This window comes from Streptomyces rubradiris (assembly GCF_016860525.1).
In the GTDB taxonomy this organism is placed as follows: Bacteria; Actinomycetota; Actinomycetes; order Streptomycetales; family Streptomycetaceae; genus Streptomyces; species Streptomyces rubradiris.
Genome location: NZ_BNEA01000001.1, coordinates 172,785 through 190,041 on the forward strand (window position 1 = coordinate 172,785; position 17,257 = coordinate 190,041).

17 protein-coding genes and 2 pseudogenes are annotated in these 17,257 nt (G+C 74.3%); 11 read left to right on the forward strand and 8 right to left on the reverse strand.

What is annotated here, in order from left to right; translation table 11 throughout:
• Positions 1-46: 46 nt before the first annotated feature.
• The 6 genes and pseudogenes from Srubr_RS00680 to Srubr_RS41285 all read left to right on the forward strand — a co-directional run bounded on the left by Srubr_RS00680 (position 47) and on the right by Srubr_RS41285 (position 6,015).
• Positions 47-1,171: an LLM class flavin-dependent oxidoreductase gene (locus tag Srubr_RS00680; protein ID WP_189991764.1), complete on the forward strand. Its 1,125-nt coding sequence runs from the start codon at positions 47-49 to the stop codon at positions 1,169-1,171.
• Positions 1,172-1,211: 40 nt separating this feature from the next.
• On the forward strand, positions 1,212-2,009 hold the full coding sequence (locus tag Srubr_RS00685) for an LLM class oxidoreductase (RefSeq protein ID WP_203854900.1): 798 nt from the start codon (positions 1,212-1,214) through the stop codon (positions 2,007-2,009).
• Between the two features lie 499 nt (positions 2,010-2,508).
• On the forward strand, positions 2,509-3,213 hold the full coding sequence (locus Srubr_RS00690) for a TetR/AcrR family transcriptional regulator (RefSeq protein ID WP_189991765.1): 705 nt from the start codon (positions 2,509-2,511) through the stop codon (positions 3,211-3,213).
• A 168-nt stretch (positions 3,214-3,381) separates the two neighbouring features.
• On the forward strand, positions 3,382-4,908 hold the full coding sequence (locus Srubr_RS00695) for an MFS transporter (protein WP_189991767.1): 1,527 nt from the start codon (positions 3,382-3,384) through the stop codon (positions 4,906-4,908).
• A gap of 103 nt (positions 4,909-5,011) precedes the next feature.
• Positions 5,012-5,275: pseudogene (locus tag Srubr_RS41280) on the forward strand (hypothetical protein); the annotation flags it as partial.
• Between the two features lie 98 nt (positions 5,276-5,373).
• The gene (locus tag Srubr_RS41285) at positions 5,374-6,015 is read left to right on the forward strand and encodes an MsnO8 family LLM class oxidoreductase (protein WP_268257567.1); all 642 of its coding nucleotides are present in this window, start codon (positions 5,374-5,376) and stop codon (positions 6,013-6,015) included.
• A gap of 70 nt (positions 6,016-6,085) precedes the next feature.
• On the opposite strand, the gene Srubr_RS00705 is transcribed toward Srubr_RS41285, so the two are convergent.
• The 3 genes from Srubr_RS00705 to Srubr_RS00715 form a co-directional block, all read right to left on the reverse strand.
• Complete coding sequence (locus Srubr_RS00705; protein WP_189991769.1) at positions 6,086-6,751, reverse strand: TetR/AcrR family transcriptional regulator; 666 nt, start codon at positions 6,749-6,751, stop codon at positions 6,086-6,088.
• Positions 6,752-6,833: 82 nt separating this feature from the next.
• A complete protein-coding gene (locus Srubr_RS00710; protein WP_189991771.1) occupies positions 6,834-7,823 on the reverse strand; it encodes an alpha/beta hydrolase in 990 nt (329 codons plus the stop codon).
• Positions 7,820-8,638, reverse strand: coding sequence for an SDR family NAD(P)-dependent oxidoreductase (locus Srubr_RS00715; protein WP_189991773.1), 819 nt, complete (start codon positions 8,636-8,638; stop codon positions 7,820-7,822). Before Srubr_RS00715 ends, Srubr_RS00710 begins: the two co-directional genes overlap by 4 nt.
• Before the next feature lie 684 nt (positions 8,639-9,322).
• On the opposite strand from Srubr_RS00715, the gene Srubr_RS00720 reads away from it, so the two are divergent.
• On the forward strand, positions 9,323-10,120 hold the full coding sequence (locus tag Srubr_RS00720; RefSeq protein WP_189991775.1) for an SAM-dependent methyltransferase: 798 nt from the start codon (positions 9,323-9,325) through the stop codon (positions 10,118-10,120).
• Positions 10,121-10,172: 52 nt separating this feature from the next.
• Here Srubr_RS00720 and Srubr_RS00725 read toward each other — a convergent pair whose 3' ends face one another.
• On the reverse strand, positions 10,173-10,640 hold the full coding sequence (locus Srubr_RS00725; protein ID WP_189991777.1) for a MarR family transcriptional regulator: 468 nt from the start codon (positions 10,638-10,640) through the stop codon (positions 10,173-10,175).
• Between the two features lie 439 nt (positions 10,641-11,079).
• Between Srubr_RS00725 and Srubr_RS00730 the strand changes: the two genes are divergently transcribed.
• Positions 11,080-12,117, forward strand: coding sequence for an LLM class flavin-dependent oxidoreductase (locus Srubr_RS00730; RefSeq protein WP_189991779.1), 1,038 nt, complete (start codon positions 11,080-11,082; stop codon positions 12,115-12,117).
• A gap of 4 nt (positions 12,118-12,121) precedes the next feature.
• Positions 12,122-12,262 (forward strand): annotated as a pseudogene (locus tag Srubr_RS40140) (cupin domain-containing protein); the annotation flags it as partial.
• A gap of 20 nt (positions 12,263-12,282) precedes the next feature.
• Here the strand turns inward: Srubr_RS40140 and Srubr_RS00735 are convergent.
• The 3 genes from Srubr_RS00735 to Srubr_RS00745 form a co-directional block, all read right to left on the reverse strand.
• Positions 12,283-12,750: a peroxiredoxin gene (locus tag Srubr_RS00735; RefSeq protein WP_189991781.1), complete on the reverse strand. Its 468-nt coding sequence runs from the start codon at positions 12,748-12,750 to the stop codon at positions 12,283-12,285.
• Positions 12,747-13,127 (reverse strand): DoxX family protein, encoded by a 381-nt coding sequence (locus Srubr_RS00740; protein ID WP_189991783.1) that lies wholly within the window; start codon positions 13,125-13,127, stop codon positions 12,747-12,749. The genes Srubr_RS00735 and Srubr_RS00740 overlap by 4 nt, the downstream gene beginning before the upstream one ends.
• A 171-nt stretch (positions 13,128-13,298) precedes the next feature.
• A complete protein-coding gene (locus tag Srubr_RS00745) occupies positions 13,299-13,670 on the reverse strand; it encodes an ATP-binding protein (protein ID WP_308439891.1) in 372 nt (123 codons plus the stop codon).
• A 319-nt stretch (positions 13,671-13,989) separates the two neighbouring features.
• Here Srubr_RS00745 and Srubr_RS00750 point away from each other — a divergent pair, with 319 nt between their 5' ends.
• Positions 13,990-14,757 (forward strand): IclR family transcriptional regulator, encoded by a 768-nt coding sequence (locus Srubr_RS00750; RefSeq protein ID WP_189991787.1) that lies wholly within the window; start codon positions 13,990-13,992, stop codon positions 14,755-14,757.
• A gap of 45 nt (positions 14,758-14,802) precedes the next feature.
• Positions 14,803-16,317 carry a glycerol kinase GlpK gene (gene glpK, locus Srubr_RS00755; RefSeq protein WP_189991789.1) on the forward strand — a complete coding sequence of 505 codons (1,515 nt, stop codon included), beginning with the start codon at positions 14,803-14,805 and terminating at the stop codon, positions 16,315-16,317.
• Between the two features lie 22 nt (positions 16,318-16,339).
• On the opposite strand, the gene Srubr_RS00760 is transcribed toward glpK, so the two are convergent.
• Positions 16,340-17,014: a TetR/AcrR family transcriptional regulator gene (locus Srubr_RS00760; RefSeq protein ID WP_189991791.1), complete on the reverse strand. Its 675-nt coding sequence runs from the start codon at positions 17,012-17,014 to the stop codon at positions 16,340-16,342.
• Positions 17,015-17,257 lie beyond the last annotated feature (243 nt).

Sequence of the window (17,257 nt, forward strand, 5' to 3'; positions counted from 1 at the left end):
CAGCCCCGGCCCGCCCCGCCCACCTCGCGAAGAAGGAAGCAGGAACGTGAAGTTCTCCATGATCTTCGAGGCCCAGATGGCCGATCCCACCCCGGAACACGAGCGCCAGGTCCTCCACGACTGCGTGGAACAGGCCGTGTTCGCCGAAGAGATGGGCTTCGACCGGATCTGGGCCGTCGAGCACCACGCGCTGAAGTGGTACGCGCACATGAGCGCCTCCGAGATCTTCCTCACCTGGGTCGCCGCCCGCACCTCCAGAATCCGTATCGGCCACGGCGTGGTCACCATGCCCTTCGGCTACCAGCATCCGGTACGGGTCGCCGAGCGCGCCGCCATGCTCGACGTGCTCTCCGGCGGCCGGGTCGACATCGGCTCCGGGCGCGGCGCCACGCGGCAGGAGATGTCCATGTACGGCGTCCGTCCGGAGGACACCCGCCCGCAGATGGAGGAGGCCCTGCGCATCTTCGCGAGCGCCTGGCGCGAGGAGCGGTTCGAGTGGCACGGCTCGCTCGACATCGGCCCCGGCGCGATCCTGCCCAGACCGGTGCAGGCCCCGCACCCTCCCCTGTTCATGGCCTGCTCCAAGGACGAATCCCTGCGCCTGGCGGCCGAGTACGGGATCGGGGCGCTGGTCCTCGGTTTCGCCGGTGCGCACAACATCCGGCACCTGCGCGGGATCTACGACGCCGCCATCGCGGGGCGCTCCGGCGAGCGGCTGGTCTCCACCGAGATCAACGACCACTTCGCCGCGCTCTGCCCGACGATCGTGCTGGACGACGCCGAGCGGGCCCGCCGGATCGGCATGCGCGGCCAGCGCTACTTCGCCGAGTCCATCGCCCACTGGTACGGCGACGGCCCCGTGCCCGACCAGCGTACGGAAGCGGGCGATGAGGCCGCCGCCCTGGAGCGGGGCCGCGAGCGCCTGGTCGCGAAGCTCCACGAGGCGGAGATACCGGTCACGCCCAGCGACACCGGCACCTACAACGCCGACCACGCCTACGGCTCCGCCGAGGACGCCATTACCTACGTCGAGGAGTTGCGCCGGATCGGCGTGGACGAGGTGATGTGCCTGATCCAGATGGGCACCGTGCCGCAGGAGGCGTGCATGGAGACCATCCGCCAGTGGGGCGAGAAGGTCATTCCCCACTTCCGCGCGGCGGGGGGCGAGTGACCGCCGTGTCGGACAAGCCCTGCTGTTCAACGCGTTCACCATGAACTGCGTCTCCTTCATCAACCACGGCCTGTGGCGGCGTCCCGCGACCCGGCAGACCGGCTACACCGGCCTGGACGCCTGGACCGAGCCGGCCCGCATGCTGGGACGGGGCCGCTTCGACACGCTGTTCTTCGCCGACGTCATCGGTACATACGACGTCTACCGGGGCGGCCTCGACACCGCGGTCCGCGAGGCCACCCAGTTCCCCGACAACGATCCGTCCGTCCTCGTACCGGCGCTCGCCCACGCCACCGAACACCTGGACTTCGCCTTCACCGGCTCCGTCTCCAGGAGCACCCCTTCGCCTTCGCCCGGAAGGCGACGACGCTCGACCCCCTCACCAAGGGGCGGATCGCCTGGAACATCGTCCGCGACAAGGAGAACGGCGTCCACGCCGATCCCGCCCGGGTCCACCCGGTCGACCACACCGGAGCCCGCTACCGCGTCGCCGGGCCGCACCTCTCCGAGCCCTCGCCGCTGCGCACCCCGCTGCTCTTCCAGGCCGGCTCCTCGGGGCCGGCCGCTCCTTCGCGGCCCGGCACGCCGAGGGCACCTTCATCCTCGCCCCCAACCCGCCGACGGCCCGGACCGACATCGAGGACGTACGGGCCAGGGCGGTCGCCGCCGGCCGCCGACCGCCGACCGCCGGGCCGACGACATCGCGTTCTTCCAGGGTCTGTCGTTCGTCGTGGGCAGCACGGAGGAGGAGACCAAGCGCAAGAACGACGAGATCGACGACCACATCAGCGTCGAGGGTCTGATGATCCGCATGAGCGGCAACATCGGGGGGACCTGAGCGCCATCGACCCGGAGAAGCCGCTGAACGAGCTGCGCACGGAGGTCGCGCACGGTGCCGTCGGGGCATCGTCGAAGGCGCTCCCGACCAGACGCGGGCGTTCGCCGGCCTGGCCCGGCTGATCACCACCACACGCGTCGTGGGCACCCCCGAGCAGGTCGCCGACGAGCTGGGCACCTGGGCCGCCGCCGGAGTCGACGGCTTCGACATCACCTACGTCATCACCCCCGGCACCTTCGAGGACTTCATCGACCACGCGGTGCCCGTGCGCCAGGAGCGCGGACTCACGCGCCGCGGGTACGGGCCGGGGACCCTCCGCGAGCAGCTGGGTCGGGGCCCCGGCTCCCTGGGCGTCACCCCGCGGCCTCGTACCGCCGCACAAAAAACAGAGAGAATTTCTCCGTTTAGCTCTATGCCTCGGCGAAGAGGAGAGATATTCTCCGTTTGTAGGTCGCGGTTCCATGCGCGGGGCCGAGCGGAGAGGGGCAGGGTGAGCGTGATGGCGGACGATGTCGCCGGTGCGGTGCGGACCCGGGAGGCGAAGCCCGTACGGCGGGCCGATCAGGCCCGCAACAGGGAGCGCATCGTCGCCGCCGCGCGCGAGGTCTTCGCCGTCCGGGGGACGGGCGCCCCGATGGACCTGATCACCCGCACGGCGGGAGTCGGCAGCGCCACGCTCTACCGCCACTTCCCCGACCGGGACACCCTGGTGCACGGCGTCTGCCTCGATGTCGCCGACCGGATCTCCGAGCGGGGCCGGGCCGCCCTCGACGAGGAGGCCGACCCCTTCGAGGCGCTGCGCCGCTTCGCTGTCGGCGCGGTGGAGGAGGGCATCGGCGCACTGTGCCTGATGCTCCCCGACCACCTGTGGGTGGACGACGCCGAACTGCACGCGGCCCGGCGGCGCGTGGACGCGGTGGCCGAGGAGGCGGTGCGGCGGGCGCAGCGGGCCGGCCGCATGCGGCCCGACGTCGGGGTCGGCGATGTGATGGTGGCCCTCAGTCAGCTCGCCCGTCCGCTCCCCGAGGGCGTCCGCGCCGGCAACGAGCGCCTCACGGAGCGCCATGTCCGGCTCTTCCTGGCCGGTCTCGAACTCCCGGGCGGCGGGCTGCCCGACGGTGGCGGGCTGCCGGACGGCGGGCCCGGGTGGCCGAGCGCCGAACTGCCGGGCCGCCCGGCGACCCTGGAGGACCTCCGCCGCTGAAACCGGGTCCCCGGAGCGCTGCCTGACGCGGTGCTCCACCGCGAAGTCGTACGCATCCCGCCTCGGGCCGCCGGTCCGGCGGATGCGTCAACCTGTCATGCCCATGACATACCTGGTCGACTCCTGGCGTCGACCGTTCCTCTTGTGAAGAGCCGAGGTGGCACAGCCATGTCCGAAACAACGGCATCACCGGTCACACCAACCACCCCCGACCCACGGCGCTGGAAGGCCCTCGCCTTCATCGCGATGGCGCAGCTCCTGGTCAACCTGGACACCACCATCGTCAACATCGCCCTACCCTCGGCCCAGGCCGATCTGGGCATCTCCGACGGCAACCGGCAGTGGATCGTCACCGCCTACGCCCTCACCTTCGGCGGTCTCCTGCTGCTCGGCGGCCGAATCGCCGACCTGTGGGGCCGCCGCCGCACCTTCCTCACCGGCCTGATCGGCTTCGCCGCCGCCTCCGTCCTCGGCGGCGCCGCCGGCGACCAGATCCTGCTGTTCGCCGCACGCGCCCTCCAGGGAGCCTTCGGCGCACTGCTCGCACCGGCCGCCCTCTCCCTCCTCGCGGTCCTCTTCACCGACCACCAGGAACGCGGCAAGGCGTTCGGCCTCTACGCCGCCATCTCCGGCAGCGGCGCCGCCATCGGCCTCCTCCTCGGCGGCGTCCTCACCGAGTACCTCGACTGGCGCTGGACGCTGTACGTCCTGGCCCCCGTCGCGCTCCTCGCCGCCGCCGGAGCGGCGGCCGTCATCCGCGAACCGGCCGGCGCCCGCAACCGCTCCCCGCTCGACCTGCCCGGCGCCGTGCTCTCCACCCTCGGCCTCGCGGGCCTGGTCTACGGCGTCACCCGCGCCGAGTCCCACGGCTGGGACGACGCCACCACCATCGCCCTGCTGGCCGGCGCAGTGATCGTCCTCGTCCTCTTCGTCGCCCTCCAGGCGAAGGTGAAGGCCCCGCTCCTCCCGCTGCGCGTCGTCACCGACCGCAACCGCGGCGGCGCCTTCCTCTCCCTGGGCCTGGCCATCATCGGCCTGTTCGGCCTGTTCCTCTTCCTCACCTACTACTTGCAGGTCGTCAAGGGCTACTCGGCCGCCCTGACCGGCGTCGCCTTCCTGCCCCTGACGGTGGGCCTGATGGCCGGCTCCACCCAGATCGGTGCCCGCCTGCTGCCCCGCGTACCGCCCCGCCTGATCATGGGCCCCGGCTTCCTCCTCGCCGCCCTCGGGCTGCTGCTGCTCACCCAGCTCGAAGCGGACAGCGCCTACGCCCTGTTCGTCCTGCCCGGACAGCTCCTGTTCGGTCTGGGACTCGGTACCGCCATGATCCCCGCCATCTCCCTCGCCACCATCGGCGTACGGCCGGGCGACGCCGGTGTCGCCTCGGCCATGGTGAACACCGCCCAGCAGATCGGCGGCGCCATCGGCACCGCCCTGCTCAACACCATCGCCGCCGGCGTCACCGCCGCCTACGTCGACGCCCACGCCGGGGAGGAAGCGGCCCTGTCCGCCGGCATGGTGGACGGCTTCACCACCGCCTTCTGGTGGTCGGTCGGCATCCTGCTCGTCGCGGCCGTCGTGGTCCTCGCCGCGGTCGACGCCCGCGCACCCGGCGGCCCGGAGGCCGGCCCGCGGGACGCGGAGGCCTCCGCCCCGGCCCCGTCCGGGACGGCGGAACCGGCGCAGCAGGTCTGACGCCCGTACCGCTGGAGCTGCCGGCTCCGGGCGGCCGGGGGCCGTGCCGCCGGGGGCGTCGCCTGCCGGTCGGCAACGCCCGTCACCTCCGTCGGCCGCCCCGATGCCGCAGCGCGCCCCGCCGTTCCGCACCGGCGGGGCGGCGTGGCGCTCAGGCCCCGTACGACGGCCGCGGCGCATCCCACCCACGCCCGCCCGCCCACCGGTTGGAGTCCCACCCGTGACGACCGCCCTGTCGGTCCTCGACCCCACCATCATCCCCAGCGGTCTCACCGCCGCGGACACCGTCGCCGCGAGCGTCGGTCTCGCCCGGCACGCCGAGGAACTCGGCTACCGGCGGCTGTGGGTGACGGAGCACCACAACCACCCCGGCCTCGCCATGGGGACCCCGCCCGTCCTGATGGCGCACCTGGCCGCGCGGACGAACCGGCTCCGCATCGGCTGCGCATCGGTTCCGGTGGCGTCATGCTGCCCCGCCACGCCCCGCTCGCGGTGGCCGAACAGTTCGCCCTGCTCGCCGCGCTCCACCCCGGCCGGATCGACCTCGGCGTGGGACGCGGGCCGGGCACCGGTCCGGCCACCGCCCGCGCGCTCCGCCGCGCCGACGCGCACGACTTCCCGCAGGCGGTGACGGAGCTGCAGGCGTTCCTCGGGGAGCGGGAGTGGTCGCCGGGGCACCCGTACGGCACCATCCGCACGGTGCCCGGACCGGTCGTGCCCCCGCCCCTGTGGATCCTCGGTTCGAGCACGTACGGCGCACGCCTGGCCGCCGCCGCGGGGCTTCGCTCCGCCTTCGCCCACCACTTCGGCGGCGGCGACGCGGAGCACGCCCTCCGGCTGTACCGCGACACCTTCCGCCCCTCGGCGGCGCGGGACCGGCCTCGTACCCTCATCACCGTGACCGTGGTCGCCGCCGACACCGCTGCGGAGGCCCGCCGCCACGCGCCTCCCAGGAACTCGTCCGGCCGCGGATCGCCCGGGGGCTGCCGGACGCGCTGCTGCCCGCCGACGAGGCGGCGGCCCGGCTCGACGGCGCCGCCGGCCCGTTCGGCGCCCCGGCCGTCGTCGGTGACCCGTTCACGGTCCGGGAGGAGCTGGGCCGGCTGATGAAGTCGACCGGGGCCGACGAACCGATGGTGAACACCTGCGTCCACGACCAGCGGGCCCGCCCGCGCTCCTACGTGCTCGTGGCCGAGGCGATGGCCGCCGGCTGAGGTTCCGGCCGCCGACGTGCCGCCCCGTCGAAGTAGAGGGACGTGACGGACCGCGCGGCCTCTTCCAGCTCCTCGCCGATGAACTGCGGGTACAGCAGGGCGCCCTGGATCAGGGCGCCGTGCAGCGCGCCGAGCCGCTCCGCCGGGAGGTCGCACCGCAGTACGCCCTCGCGCTGGCCGCGCGCGGCCAGCTCCGACAGGGGGCGGGCGACGGCCAGTTCGCGCCGTGTCGGCTCGCTCGCCGGCCCGGGCAGGCCGACGACCCAGTACTCGCGTCCCACGGCAAGCAGCGCACGGGTCGCGGCCAGGACCGCGTCCCGGACCGGCGCGCCGCAAAGGTCCGCCCGGCGCAGGGCCCGTACGCATTCGTCCGCCGCGAACTGGGTCAGCTCCGCGAACAGCGCCTCCCGGTCGGCGAAATGGCGGTACAGCGTGGCCCGGCCGACACCGGCGGTCCGGGCGATCTCGGCCATGCCCACGCCGCGGCCGTGCGTGCGCAGCGCCTGTGCCGCGCCGCGCAGGATCGTCCGGTGCACGCGCCCCTCACCCGGGGAACCGCCGGCACCGGCCGGACCGCTCACGGGAGCGGGGACGGGGGCGGGGGTGCTGCGCGCTGCCGTGTCACTCATCGCGGCAGCGTAACCGCGCGCTTCCCGGGGCGGTACCACACGCCCCCCCCGCAGGAGGCGTGCGGTCTCGGCGGCCCGTGGTTCAGGTGCCCGGCGCCGGGGTGCCGTCGACGCCGAGCCGCTCCCGCAGCCAGGCCACGGCGCGCTCCTGCGCGGCGGCCGCCTCGGGCAGCTCGTCGGCGAAGTCGATGAAGCCGTGGAACATCCCCCGGGCACGGTGGATCTCGGCCCGGTCGAGCCGGGCCGCGTAGGCCCGCCCCTCGTCCCGCAGCGGATCGCACTCCGCCTCCACCAGCAGCGCGGGGGGAAGCCCGCCGGTGTCCTCCGCGAGCGCGGGCGCGACCTCCGCGGTCGGCTCGGCGCCGCCGAGGTACTGCTGCCAGTACCAGCGCATCGCCGCGGCGGTGAGGAAGTGGCCCGTACCGAAGTCCCGCATCGACGCCGTGTCCAGACGCGGGTCGAGCGCGGGGTAGATCAGCAGTTGGGCGGCGGGCCGGGAGCCGCCCCGGTCGCGCGCCGTCAGGCAGACCGACGTGGCGAGGTTGCCTCCCGAGCTGTCGCCCGCCACGGCGATCCGCGCGGGGTCGCAGCCGAGGGACGCCGCATGGCGCACGGCCCAGCCGAACGCCGCGCGGGCGTCCCGGACCGCCGCCGGGGCCGGATGCTCCGGGGCCAGCCGGTAGTCGACGGAGACGACCACGGCGCCGGTCCCGGCCGCCAGCCGACGGCAGAGCCCGTCGTGGCTGTCGAGCCCGCACAGCACGAATCCGCCGCCGTGGAAGAAGAGGACGAGCGGGAGCGAAGGGCCCGGCTCGGCCCGCGCCCGGCCGTGTCCCGGCCCGTACGGACGGTAGATCCGTACGGGCAGCGGCGGGGCCCCCGCCGGGCCGGGGATCGTACGGTCGGTGACCGACGCGAGCGCGGGCCGCCGGGCGGGCGGCCGGGCGATGGCGCGCCGTACGGCGGCGGCGTCCGTGCCGGGGCCGAGCGCGGGGAAGCCTGCGGTGAGGGCGTCGGCGAGGGCGCGGGCCGCCGGGGTGAGGACGGCCGGGGCCGGGGACGGGTCGTTCACTGCGCCGCCAGCCCGCCGTCGACCGCGAACTCCGCGCCCGTCACATAGGCGGAGGCGTCGGACGCGAGGAAGAGCACCAGGCCGGTGACGTCGTCGGGCGTACCGATCCGCCGCGCGGGGACGTGCGGCCACTCCTCGCGGGCGGCGTCGCCGGTACCGGTCACCGTGGCGATCATGGGGGTGTCGATCACGCCGGGGTGGACCGAGTTGACGCGGATGCCCTCGGCGGCCACGTCGAGCGCGACCGACTTGGTCATTCCGCGCAGCCCGGACTTCGTGGCCCCGTAGGCGCTGTGCCCCGGGATGCCCTTCAGTCCGGCGGTGGAGGAGATGTTGACGATCGACCCGCCGCCCACGGCACGCATGGCGGGCAGCACGGCCCGGATGCCGAGGAACGGGCCGAGCAGATTCACCGCGAACAGCGTGCGGAACTCCTCCTCGGACTGCTCTGTCACGTGCGCCGTGCGCCACAGCGCGGCGTTGTTGACCAGGACGTCCAGCCGGCCGAGGCGTTCCCGGGCGTACGCGACCGCGCGGGCCCAGTCCTCGGCGGACGAGACGTCGTGGCGTACGAAGAGCGCGGCGTCCGCACGCCCCAGATCGCGGCGGATCGCCTCCGCCTCGGCCGCACCGCCCCGCTCGTCGACATCCGTGAGCACCACCGACGCGCCGGCGGTGGCGAGCGTCCGCGCGTGCCGCGCCCCCTGGCCGCGCGCGGCACCGGTGACCAGGGCCACCCGCCCGGTCAGGTCGAAAGCGGCCGGGGGCGACGCCCCCACGGGTGACCCGGCCACGGGCAGGGTGTCTTCGGGCATCGAGAGCTCCACCGGATCTCCTCGGGATTCCTCGGGTTCGACGTTCCTCGGGTTCGACGGGACGGCCGCGCCGCGCGTCGCGACGGGCGCCCGGAGCCCCGGCGGTCCGGGGCGGAGCCTTCCTAACAGGGCCCGGCGGACGACGGGCCGGGAATCCCGCTCAGCGGGACGAGGACTGCTCCCGGCGACGCCCGGCCCATCTGCCCGCCCACGGCGCCACCATCACCTCCTACGACTTCCGCCACCTGGACATGGCGGCACGGACCTGGGCCGGCCGGCGCGTCGTGCCGAGGTGGGTCTGCGCGCCGTACGGGACCTGGCCCTCGGCCGAAAACCGGTCGCCCTGGGAGAGGTGCTGGTGGCCCGGCTCCGCCTCGCCCTGGCCGGGCTCGGCGGCTGCCTCTGGCTCGACGCGCCGCTGGAGGAGCTGCTGTACGACGAGGGCGCGGGCGGCGTCGCGGGCGGTACGGACGTACCGCGCGGGCCGCCCGGTCGAGGTGCGTGCGCGCCGGGGCGTGGTCCTGGCCTCCGGCGGCTTCTCCAGGAACCGGACGCCGCGGGACCGCTACCTGCCCGCGCCCACCTCGGCCGGTGCCGGGGCGTAAGTTGGGCACGGGCCGGTCCAGGCCCCTGGGGGAGGGCCGTGGCCGGAACCAGGCCCCGGAGGAGAGAAGGACACCACTGATGACCCATCCGGCGTCGCACCCGGCGATCGACACCTCGGTGCCGCACTCGGCCCGCATCTGGAACTACTGGCTGGGCGGGAAGGACAACTACCCGGTCGACGAGGCGGCCGGCGACGCGTACACCGCCGTCTTCCCCGGCATCGTCGCCATCGCCCGCGGCAGCCGCGCCTTCCTGCGCCGCGCCATCGGCCATCTCGTCACCGAGGCGGGCATCCGGCAGTTCCTGGACATCGGCACCGGCCTGCCGACCGCCGAGAACACCCACGAGGTCGCCCAGCGGCTCGCCCCCGAGGCACGGATCGTCTACGTCGACAACGACCCGATGGTCCTCGCTCACGCCCGGGCGCTGCTCTACTCCTCCCCCGAGGGCGCGACCGCCTACGTCGACGCCGATGTGACGGACCCGGACCGCATCCTCTCGATCGCCGCGAAGACGCTGGACCTCGCCCGGCCCACCGCGCTCATCCTCAGCAACATCCTGGGCCACGTCGCCGACGACGATCAGGCCCGCTCCATCGTGGACCGGCTGATGGGCGCGCTGCCGTCCGGCAGTTACCTGTGTGCCGACGACGGGTCGCTCGGCATCGACCCGGCTTTCGAGCAGGCCCAGGAGGCCTACAACAACAGCGGCGCGGTCCCGTACAACCTGCGTACCGTGGAGGCGATCACCTCGTTCTTCGACGGCCTGGAGCTGGTCGAGCCCGGTGTCGTGCCGGTCACCCAGTGGCGCCCCGAACCCGGTGCGCCCGCCCCGGAGGTCGTCGCCGAGCACGGGGGCCTCGCCCGCAAGCCGTGACCCCCGCACGGGCAGCGCCGCGCGCCACCGGGCTCTCCTCGTCGCACGCCTACTAGCGCGTCGCGCCACCGGTGTTGCGGATCATCCGTTGGAGGACCTTCACGGTGGTGACGTAGTCGGCGTCGGAGATGCCCTGGTGGATGTGGTCGCGGATCGCGGGAGCGTGCCGCTTGAGGGTGGCGCGGGCCTCCTCCCCGGCCGCGGTGATCCACAGCCGTCCGTCGCCGTCGCGGGTGAGCCGACCGCGCTCCAGCAGGGTCTCGGCCTCGGCCGCCAGGTCGTCCTCGGGCCTGAGGTAGGTGCTCATGGTCTGGCGGAGTTCGGCGAGGGTCATCCCGCGGCCGTCGGCCGAGAGGTCGTGCTGCGACAGGTGGCGCAGCAGCCAGTACCCGGGCTGGGTGAAGCCCAGTTCGGCCTGCCGGGCACGGATGAAGGCGATGAGGGCCTCGTAGGCGATTTTGGTCCAGTACGCGGCCGGCTCGGCGGCGAGTTCGGCGTCGGTGCGGGGCTGGGCGGACACGGCGGTACCTCCTGCGGACGATCGCTGACCCGGGCACCGTAGAACCTCGACCATGCTTGAGATCAAGGCCGGCCGGTGTCACGCCGGACGGCAACGGGGCGCGGCCCGGGCCGGCGCCTACCGGCGGCTGACCGGGCCGCGTCGAGCAGTTGTCGCGGCTGAACCCCCGATCCTGTGGGCCGCCCGCAACGGTGTGCTCGCCTCTTGGTTCGGCGCGGCGACCCGACCGGCCGTACCCACGGCTCGCCGGCGATGTGTCCACCCCGTCGGCAGCGCCGACGACCACGGCGACGGGCACCCCCGCGCGGGAACCCGATCCGCCCGCCCAGGTCGAGGGCGCGATCCCGTTGCCGGCGGCCCGCACGGATTGATCACACGGTTGTCACACTCGCCTGCCAGAATCGTGGCGGAGCCGACACACGACCGCGCTGGAGGACCCGTGCCGCCCACCTCTCGCCCGCTGCGCAAGCTGGGGTTCTTGACCATCGGCCTGTTCGACGCGGCGGATCCCGGGCGGGGTCACGAGTCCACGCTGCGCCTCATCGAACTGGGCGAGCGGCTCGGCTTCGACAGCGCCTGGATCCGCCACCGGCATCTGCAGTACGGCATCTCGTCCCCGGTCGCGGTCCTGGCCGCCGCCTCGCAGCGCACCCGGCGGATCCAGCTGGGCACCGCGGTGACGCCGCTCGGCTGGGAGAACCCGCTGCGGCTCGCCGAGGACCTGGCGACGGTCGACGTGCTGTCCGGCGGCCGGCTCAACCCGGGCGTCAGCGTGGGCCCGCCGGCGCACTACGACCGGGTCAAGGGCGCCCTCTACCCGGACACCGCCGACGCGGAGGACTTCGGTTTCGAGCGGGTGCGGCGGCTGCTGGACCTGGTGCGCGGCAAGCCCGCCACCGACTTCAGCGGGACGGAGGGGTTCGAGGTCTTCTCCGACATCGTCCAGCCGCACTCCCCCGGGCTCGGGGAGCGGATGTGGTACGGCGGCGGCAGCCTGCGCTCGGCGCGCTGGGCCGGCGAGCACGGCATGAACTTCCTGACCAGCAGCGTGGTGAAGGTGGAGGACACCGGCGGCGCGGACGGGCCGCCCGACTTCGCGGCGATCCAGTCGTCCCTCATCCGGGAGTTCCGGGCCCACCACCCCGACGGGGAGGCGGCCCGGGTCTCCCACGGGCTGGTGGTGATCCCGACCGACTCCGCGAGCCCCGCGCAGCGCGCCAAGTACGCGGAGTACGCGGCCCGGCGGCTGCCCCGCACGGCCTCCCCGCAGGGCCCGGCACGGCAGCTGTTCGCGCCGGACCTGGTCGGCACCTCGGCTGAGCTGGCCGAGCGGCTGCACGCGCACGCCGCCTTCCGCGAGGTCGACGAGGTGGCGTTCGCCCTGCCGTTCACCTTCGAGTACGAGGACTACGCGCAGATCCTGACGGACATGGCGACGAAGCTCGGACCGGCCCTGGGCTGGCGGCCCGCCGGGTAACCCGGGCATCGGCCGTGCCGGGTACCCGGGGCGCCTGGACCGGACGCGGGAAAGGAACCTGGGCGGCACCCCGCTGGTCCTGGACGTCCTGTACGTGCTGCCGCACGGCTCGCCGTTCTCCGAGGACGCACCGGACCCGGGCTGCCCACGGCCGGTGACCGCCGCTCAGCCCCGACGGGCGCGCAGGACGGCGAGGGCGCGGTCGGCGTGGGTGTTCATGCGCAGCTCGCTGCGGACCACCTCCAGGACGGTACGGTCCCCGGCGATCACGAAGGTGACGCGCTTGGTCGGGGCCAGGGAGAAGCCCCGCCGGACGCCGAACCGCTCGCGGACCACGCCGTCGGCGTCGGACAGCAGCGGCATGCCGAGCCGGTGCCGGTCGGTGAACTCCCGCTGCTTGCCGACGGCATCCCCGCTGATGCCGACGGGCCGGGCGCCGAGCGCCGCGAACTCGGCGGCCAGATCCCGGAAGTGGCAGGCCTCGGCGGTGCAGCCGGGGGTGAGGGCGGCGGGGTAGAAGAAGAGCACGACGGGCCCGTCGGCCAGCAGTCCGGTGAGCCGGCGGGTGGTCCCGGTCTCGTCGGGCAGGGCGAAGTCCTCCGCCGTGTCCCCGACCGCGAGGGGCCTGGTCACGACCGGCCCTTTCCGCCGCGGGCCACGCCGCGCGCCCACAGCACCAGGGGCACCTGGAGGGGCAGCCGGGCCAGGGCCGCCGCCCGCAGCGGGGCCGGCCGGTGGCGCCAGTCCACGGCCATCCGGACGTTGGCCGGGAAGACACCGACGAAGAAGGCGGCCGCCGCCTTCGCGGCCGTCGCGCGGGTGCGCGGCGCGGCGATCCCGGCCGCCAGCGCCAGTTCGACGGCCCCGCTGCCGTAGGTCCAGGCCCGGGGCGGGCCCGGCAGCGAGTGCGGGATGATCGCGTCGAACTGCCGGGGTACGGCGAAGTGGGCGGCTCCCGCGGCGGCCAGCAGGCCGGCGAGCAGCAGGGGTGAGCGTTCGGACCGGGGCACGGTTCCTCCTGTGGTGGCCTGCCGCCGGATATTACTGGAGCGTAGGACGGCTCGGGGTCCCGGTGCCGGGTGGGCCGGGACCGAGCCTGACCGGGGCCGCCTCAGGCCGCGACGAGCTCGGCCCAGCGGGTGACCCCGGGTGGGCCGGGACCGAGCCTGACCGGGGCCGCCTCAGGCCGCGACGAGCTCGGCCCAGCGGGTGACCCGTCCGGGGTGGACCCGTATGCCGTGGCGGGTCGCCAGGGCGTGGACGATCGCCTCGCCCCGGCCGTGCTCGTCCGGGTCGATCCCGGCGCGGGTCGCGCCCGCGGCGGGGTCGGGTCCGGCGTCGGTGACCTCGACGCGCAGGATGGCGGGGTGGTCGCCGCGCAGCCAGGACAGCCGGAGTTCGGCCGGCGGGCGGGCGTGCACGATGGCGTTGGTGACCAGCTCCGACACCACGAGCAGCGAGTCCTCGACGAGCTCCGGACACACCCTCCACTCGGCGAGGAGCGCCGCCGCCCGCCGGCGTACGGCGGACACCGCGCCGGCGACGGGAGGCACCGGACACACGTGTTCATGTGCCGCCCGAAGCAGACTGTTGAGCTGGGCCACCATGTTCTCTCCCGATGTGCTGCCGGTCTCGCGCGCTTGTCTCGGCGTCTTCCGGGCCTCAGAGCACGTTAGGGAGACAAATCGGGCGGGTCAATGAACGCCGGTCGGCATTACCGAACGTCTCCGTCGCCGCCCCGGCCGCGGCCGCGCTCCGGCCCGGACCACCGCGCCTCTCGCCGGGCCACCGGGGCCTGTCGCCGGGCCGCCGGGCCCCACCGCCGGGCCACCCCGCGGGGCGAAGCCTCCCCGGCGGTAATAGGCTCGCCTCATGGCCGGACCGGTCCAGTCGATCGAGCGGGCCGCGGCGATCCTGCGGCTGCTCGCCGGCGGGCCCCGCCGACTCGGGCTCGGCGAGGTGGCGTCCTCGCTCGGGCTGGCCAAGGGCACCGCCCACGGCATTCTGCGCACGCTCCAGCACGTGGACTTCGTGGAGCAGGACGCGGCGACCGGGAAGTACCAGCTCGGGGCCGCCCTGCTGCACCTGGGCACCAGCTACCTGGACGTCAACGAACTGCGCTCACGCTCCCTGAACTGGGCCGACGCCCTGGCCGCCCGCAGCGGGGAGGCGGTGCGGCTGGGCACCCCGCTGGAGGGCAGGGTCCTCGTCGTCCACCACGTGTTCCGGCCGGACGACAGCTTCCAGACCCTGGACGTGGGCGCGCTGCTGCCGCTGCACGCCTCCTCGCTCGGCAAGGTACTGCTGGCCTTCGGCACGGCGACGGCCGAACCGGACCGGGAGCCGGAGCCGGCGGCGTACACCCGGCACACGCTGGTCGATCCGGAGCGGCTCGCCCGGGCGCTCGCCGCCGTCCGGGAGGCCGGATGGGCGGCCGAGATCCAGGAGATGAGCATGGGCGAGGCCGGGATCGCCGCGCCGATCCGGGGGCACGGCGGGCTCGTCGTGGGCGCCATCGGGCTGTCCGGGCCGGTGGAGCGGATCTGCGACGGCCGGGGCCGGCCCCGGCCCGCGCTGATCAGCCTGGTCCGCGAGGCCGCCCGGGCGATCTCCAGAGACCTGGGAGCCGCCCGCTGGTAGGCGGGACGGCCGCCCCCGGATCTCCGTCGGAAGGCAGACCCGATCATGACGGAACGGTATGTGATGTCGGTCGATCAGGGCACCAACTCGACCCGCTGCATCCTCTTCGACCACCGGGGGCGGCTGGTCTCGGTCGCGCAGCGGGAGCACCGGCAGCACTTCCCGCGGCCCGGCTGGGTGGAGCACGACGCCGTCGAGATCTGGCAGAACCTGCGCCGGGTGGTGCCCGAGGCGCTGTCCGCCGCCGGCGTCGACAAGGCTCAGGTCGCCGCGATCGGAGTGGCCAACCAGCGGGAGACGACGGTGCTCTGGGACCGGCGGACCGGCGCCCCGACGGGCCGGGCGATCGTCTGGCAGGACACCCGTACCGCGCCGCTGGTCGAGGACCTCCTGCGCGACCCCGGCGAGAGGTTCTTCCTCGACCGGTGCGCCCTGCCGCCCTCCACCTATTTCTCGGCGCTGCGTATCCGCTGGCTGTTCGACCACGTCAAGGGCGTCGAGCAGCGCGCCCGGGACGGCGAGGTGCTGTTCGGGACAATGGAGAGCTGGCTGCTGTGGAACCTCACCGGCGGCGCCGACGGCGGCCTGCACCTCACCGACGCCACCAACGCCGGCCGCACGATGCTGATGAACATCCGCACGCTCGACTGGGACGACGAGCTGCTGGACTTCTTCGGCGTGCCCCGCCCGATGCTGCCCGAGATCCGCTCCTCCGCCGAGCGGTACGGCGAGACGCGGGCGCTGCTGCCCGGCATCCCCCTCACCGCCGCCCTCGGCGACCAGCAGGCCGCGCTCTTCGGCCAGACCTGCTTCTCCCCCGGCGAGGCCAAGTGCACCTACGGCACCGGGGGCTTCCTGCTGCTCAACACCGGCGACGAGGTCGTACGCTCCCGGCACGGGCTGCTCACGACGGTCGCCTACAAGATCGGGGACCAGCCCCCGGCCTACGCCCTGGAGGGGTCGATCGCGGTCACCGGCGCGCTCGTCCAGTGGTTCCGCGACCGCCTGGGCCTGATCGGCAGCGCCCCGGAGATCGAGACCCTCGCGCGCACGGTCGAGGACAACGGCGGCTGCTACATCGTCCCCGCCTTCTCGGGCCTGTTCGCGCCGCACTGGCGCAGCGACGCGCGCGGGGTCATCGTCGGCCTCACCTCGTACATCACCAAGGGGCACCTGGCGCGGGCGGTGCTGGAGGCCACGGGGTGGCAGACCCGGGAGGTCGTCGACGCGATGAACGCCGACTTCCCGGTCCCCCTGCCGCAGCTCAAGGTGGACGGCGGCATGACCTCCGACAACCTGCTCATGCAGTTCCTGGCCGATGTGCTCGACGTGCCCGTGGTACGGCCCATGGTCGCCGAGACGGTCTCCCTCGGCGCCGCCTACGCGGCCGGCCTCGCCGTCGGCTACTGGCCCGGCCTGGAGGTGCTGCGCCGCAACTGGCACCGGGCCGCGCAGTGGCTGCCCGGCATGGACCCCGAGCGGCGGGAGACGGAGTACGGCAACTGGAAACGGGCCGTCGAACGGTCCCTGGGCTGGGCCGGACCACCGCGCGCCCGCTGACCCGGCAGCCCCCGGAGCGCCCTTACTCCCGGGAAAGCCCCGGCGCCGCCGTCCGCGCGCTGACCGGGGCCAGCCACAGGCCGACGATCGCGTCGGCGAGCCCGGTCGCGGCCGCGCTCCAGGTGGCGTGCGGGGTGGGGGCGGACTCGGCCAGGGCCCGCTCGCGCTCGGCGCAGGTGTGCAGGATCAGCAGCCGGACCATCTGACCGCGTTCGGCGCGGACCTCGGGCGGCAGGTCCGGCAGGGTGCGGTTCAGGCCCTCGACCGCCTCGCGCAGCGCCGGCGAGGCCAGGGACTCCTCGACCATGATGTCGTGCAGTGCCGGGTCGGTCATCACCTGCGCGCAGAACCGGGCGTACCAGGTGGGGCTGCCGAGTCCGGCCAGGTGCTCGGTGACCGGGCGGACCAGGCAGTGGACCCAGTCGCGCACGTCCGTGGAGCCCGCGGTCTCCTCCAGGGCCCGCTCCCGCAGTGTCTCGATGTGCCGGGTGTGCCGCCGGGCGACCGCGCGGACCAGGTCGGCCTTGGTGCCGAAGTGGTAGCCGACCGCGGCGTTGTTGCCCTGGCCGGCGGCCTCGCTGACCTGGCGGTTGGAGACGGCGTACACGCCGTGCTCGGCGAACAGCCGTTCCGCCGCGGTCAGGATCGCCTCCCGCGTCGCGTTCACCTGCTCGGTCCGCGCCGTCCTGCGCGCCATGCTCACCACCGCTCCGGGACGTGCGCCACCCCGGGGGCGGTCCGTCCCGCACTCCGCCCCACGGGTCCTCGGCCGGGGCGGGCGAGGTCCAGCCGGTTCACAGCCTACGGCGCCCGGACCGCCTCCCCGGACCGGACCCGCGTTCGGGCTCGCTAGAGTAAGTCAAGCAGTTGACTTAAAAGGTGGCTTCACCGCTCCCTGTTCTCTCGGTTCTCTCGTGCTTTCCGTTCCTCCGTCCTTCCG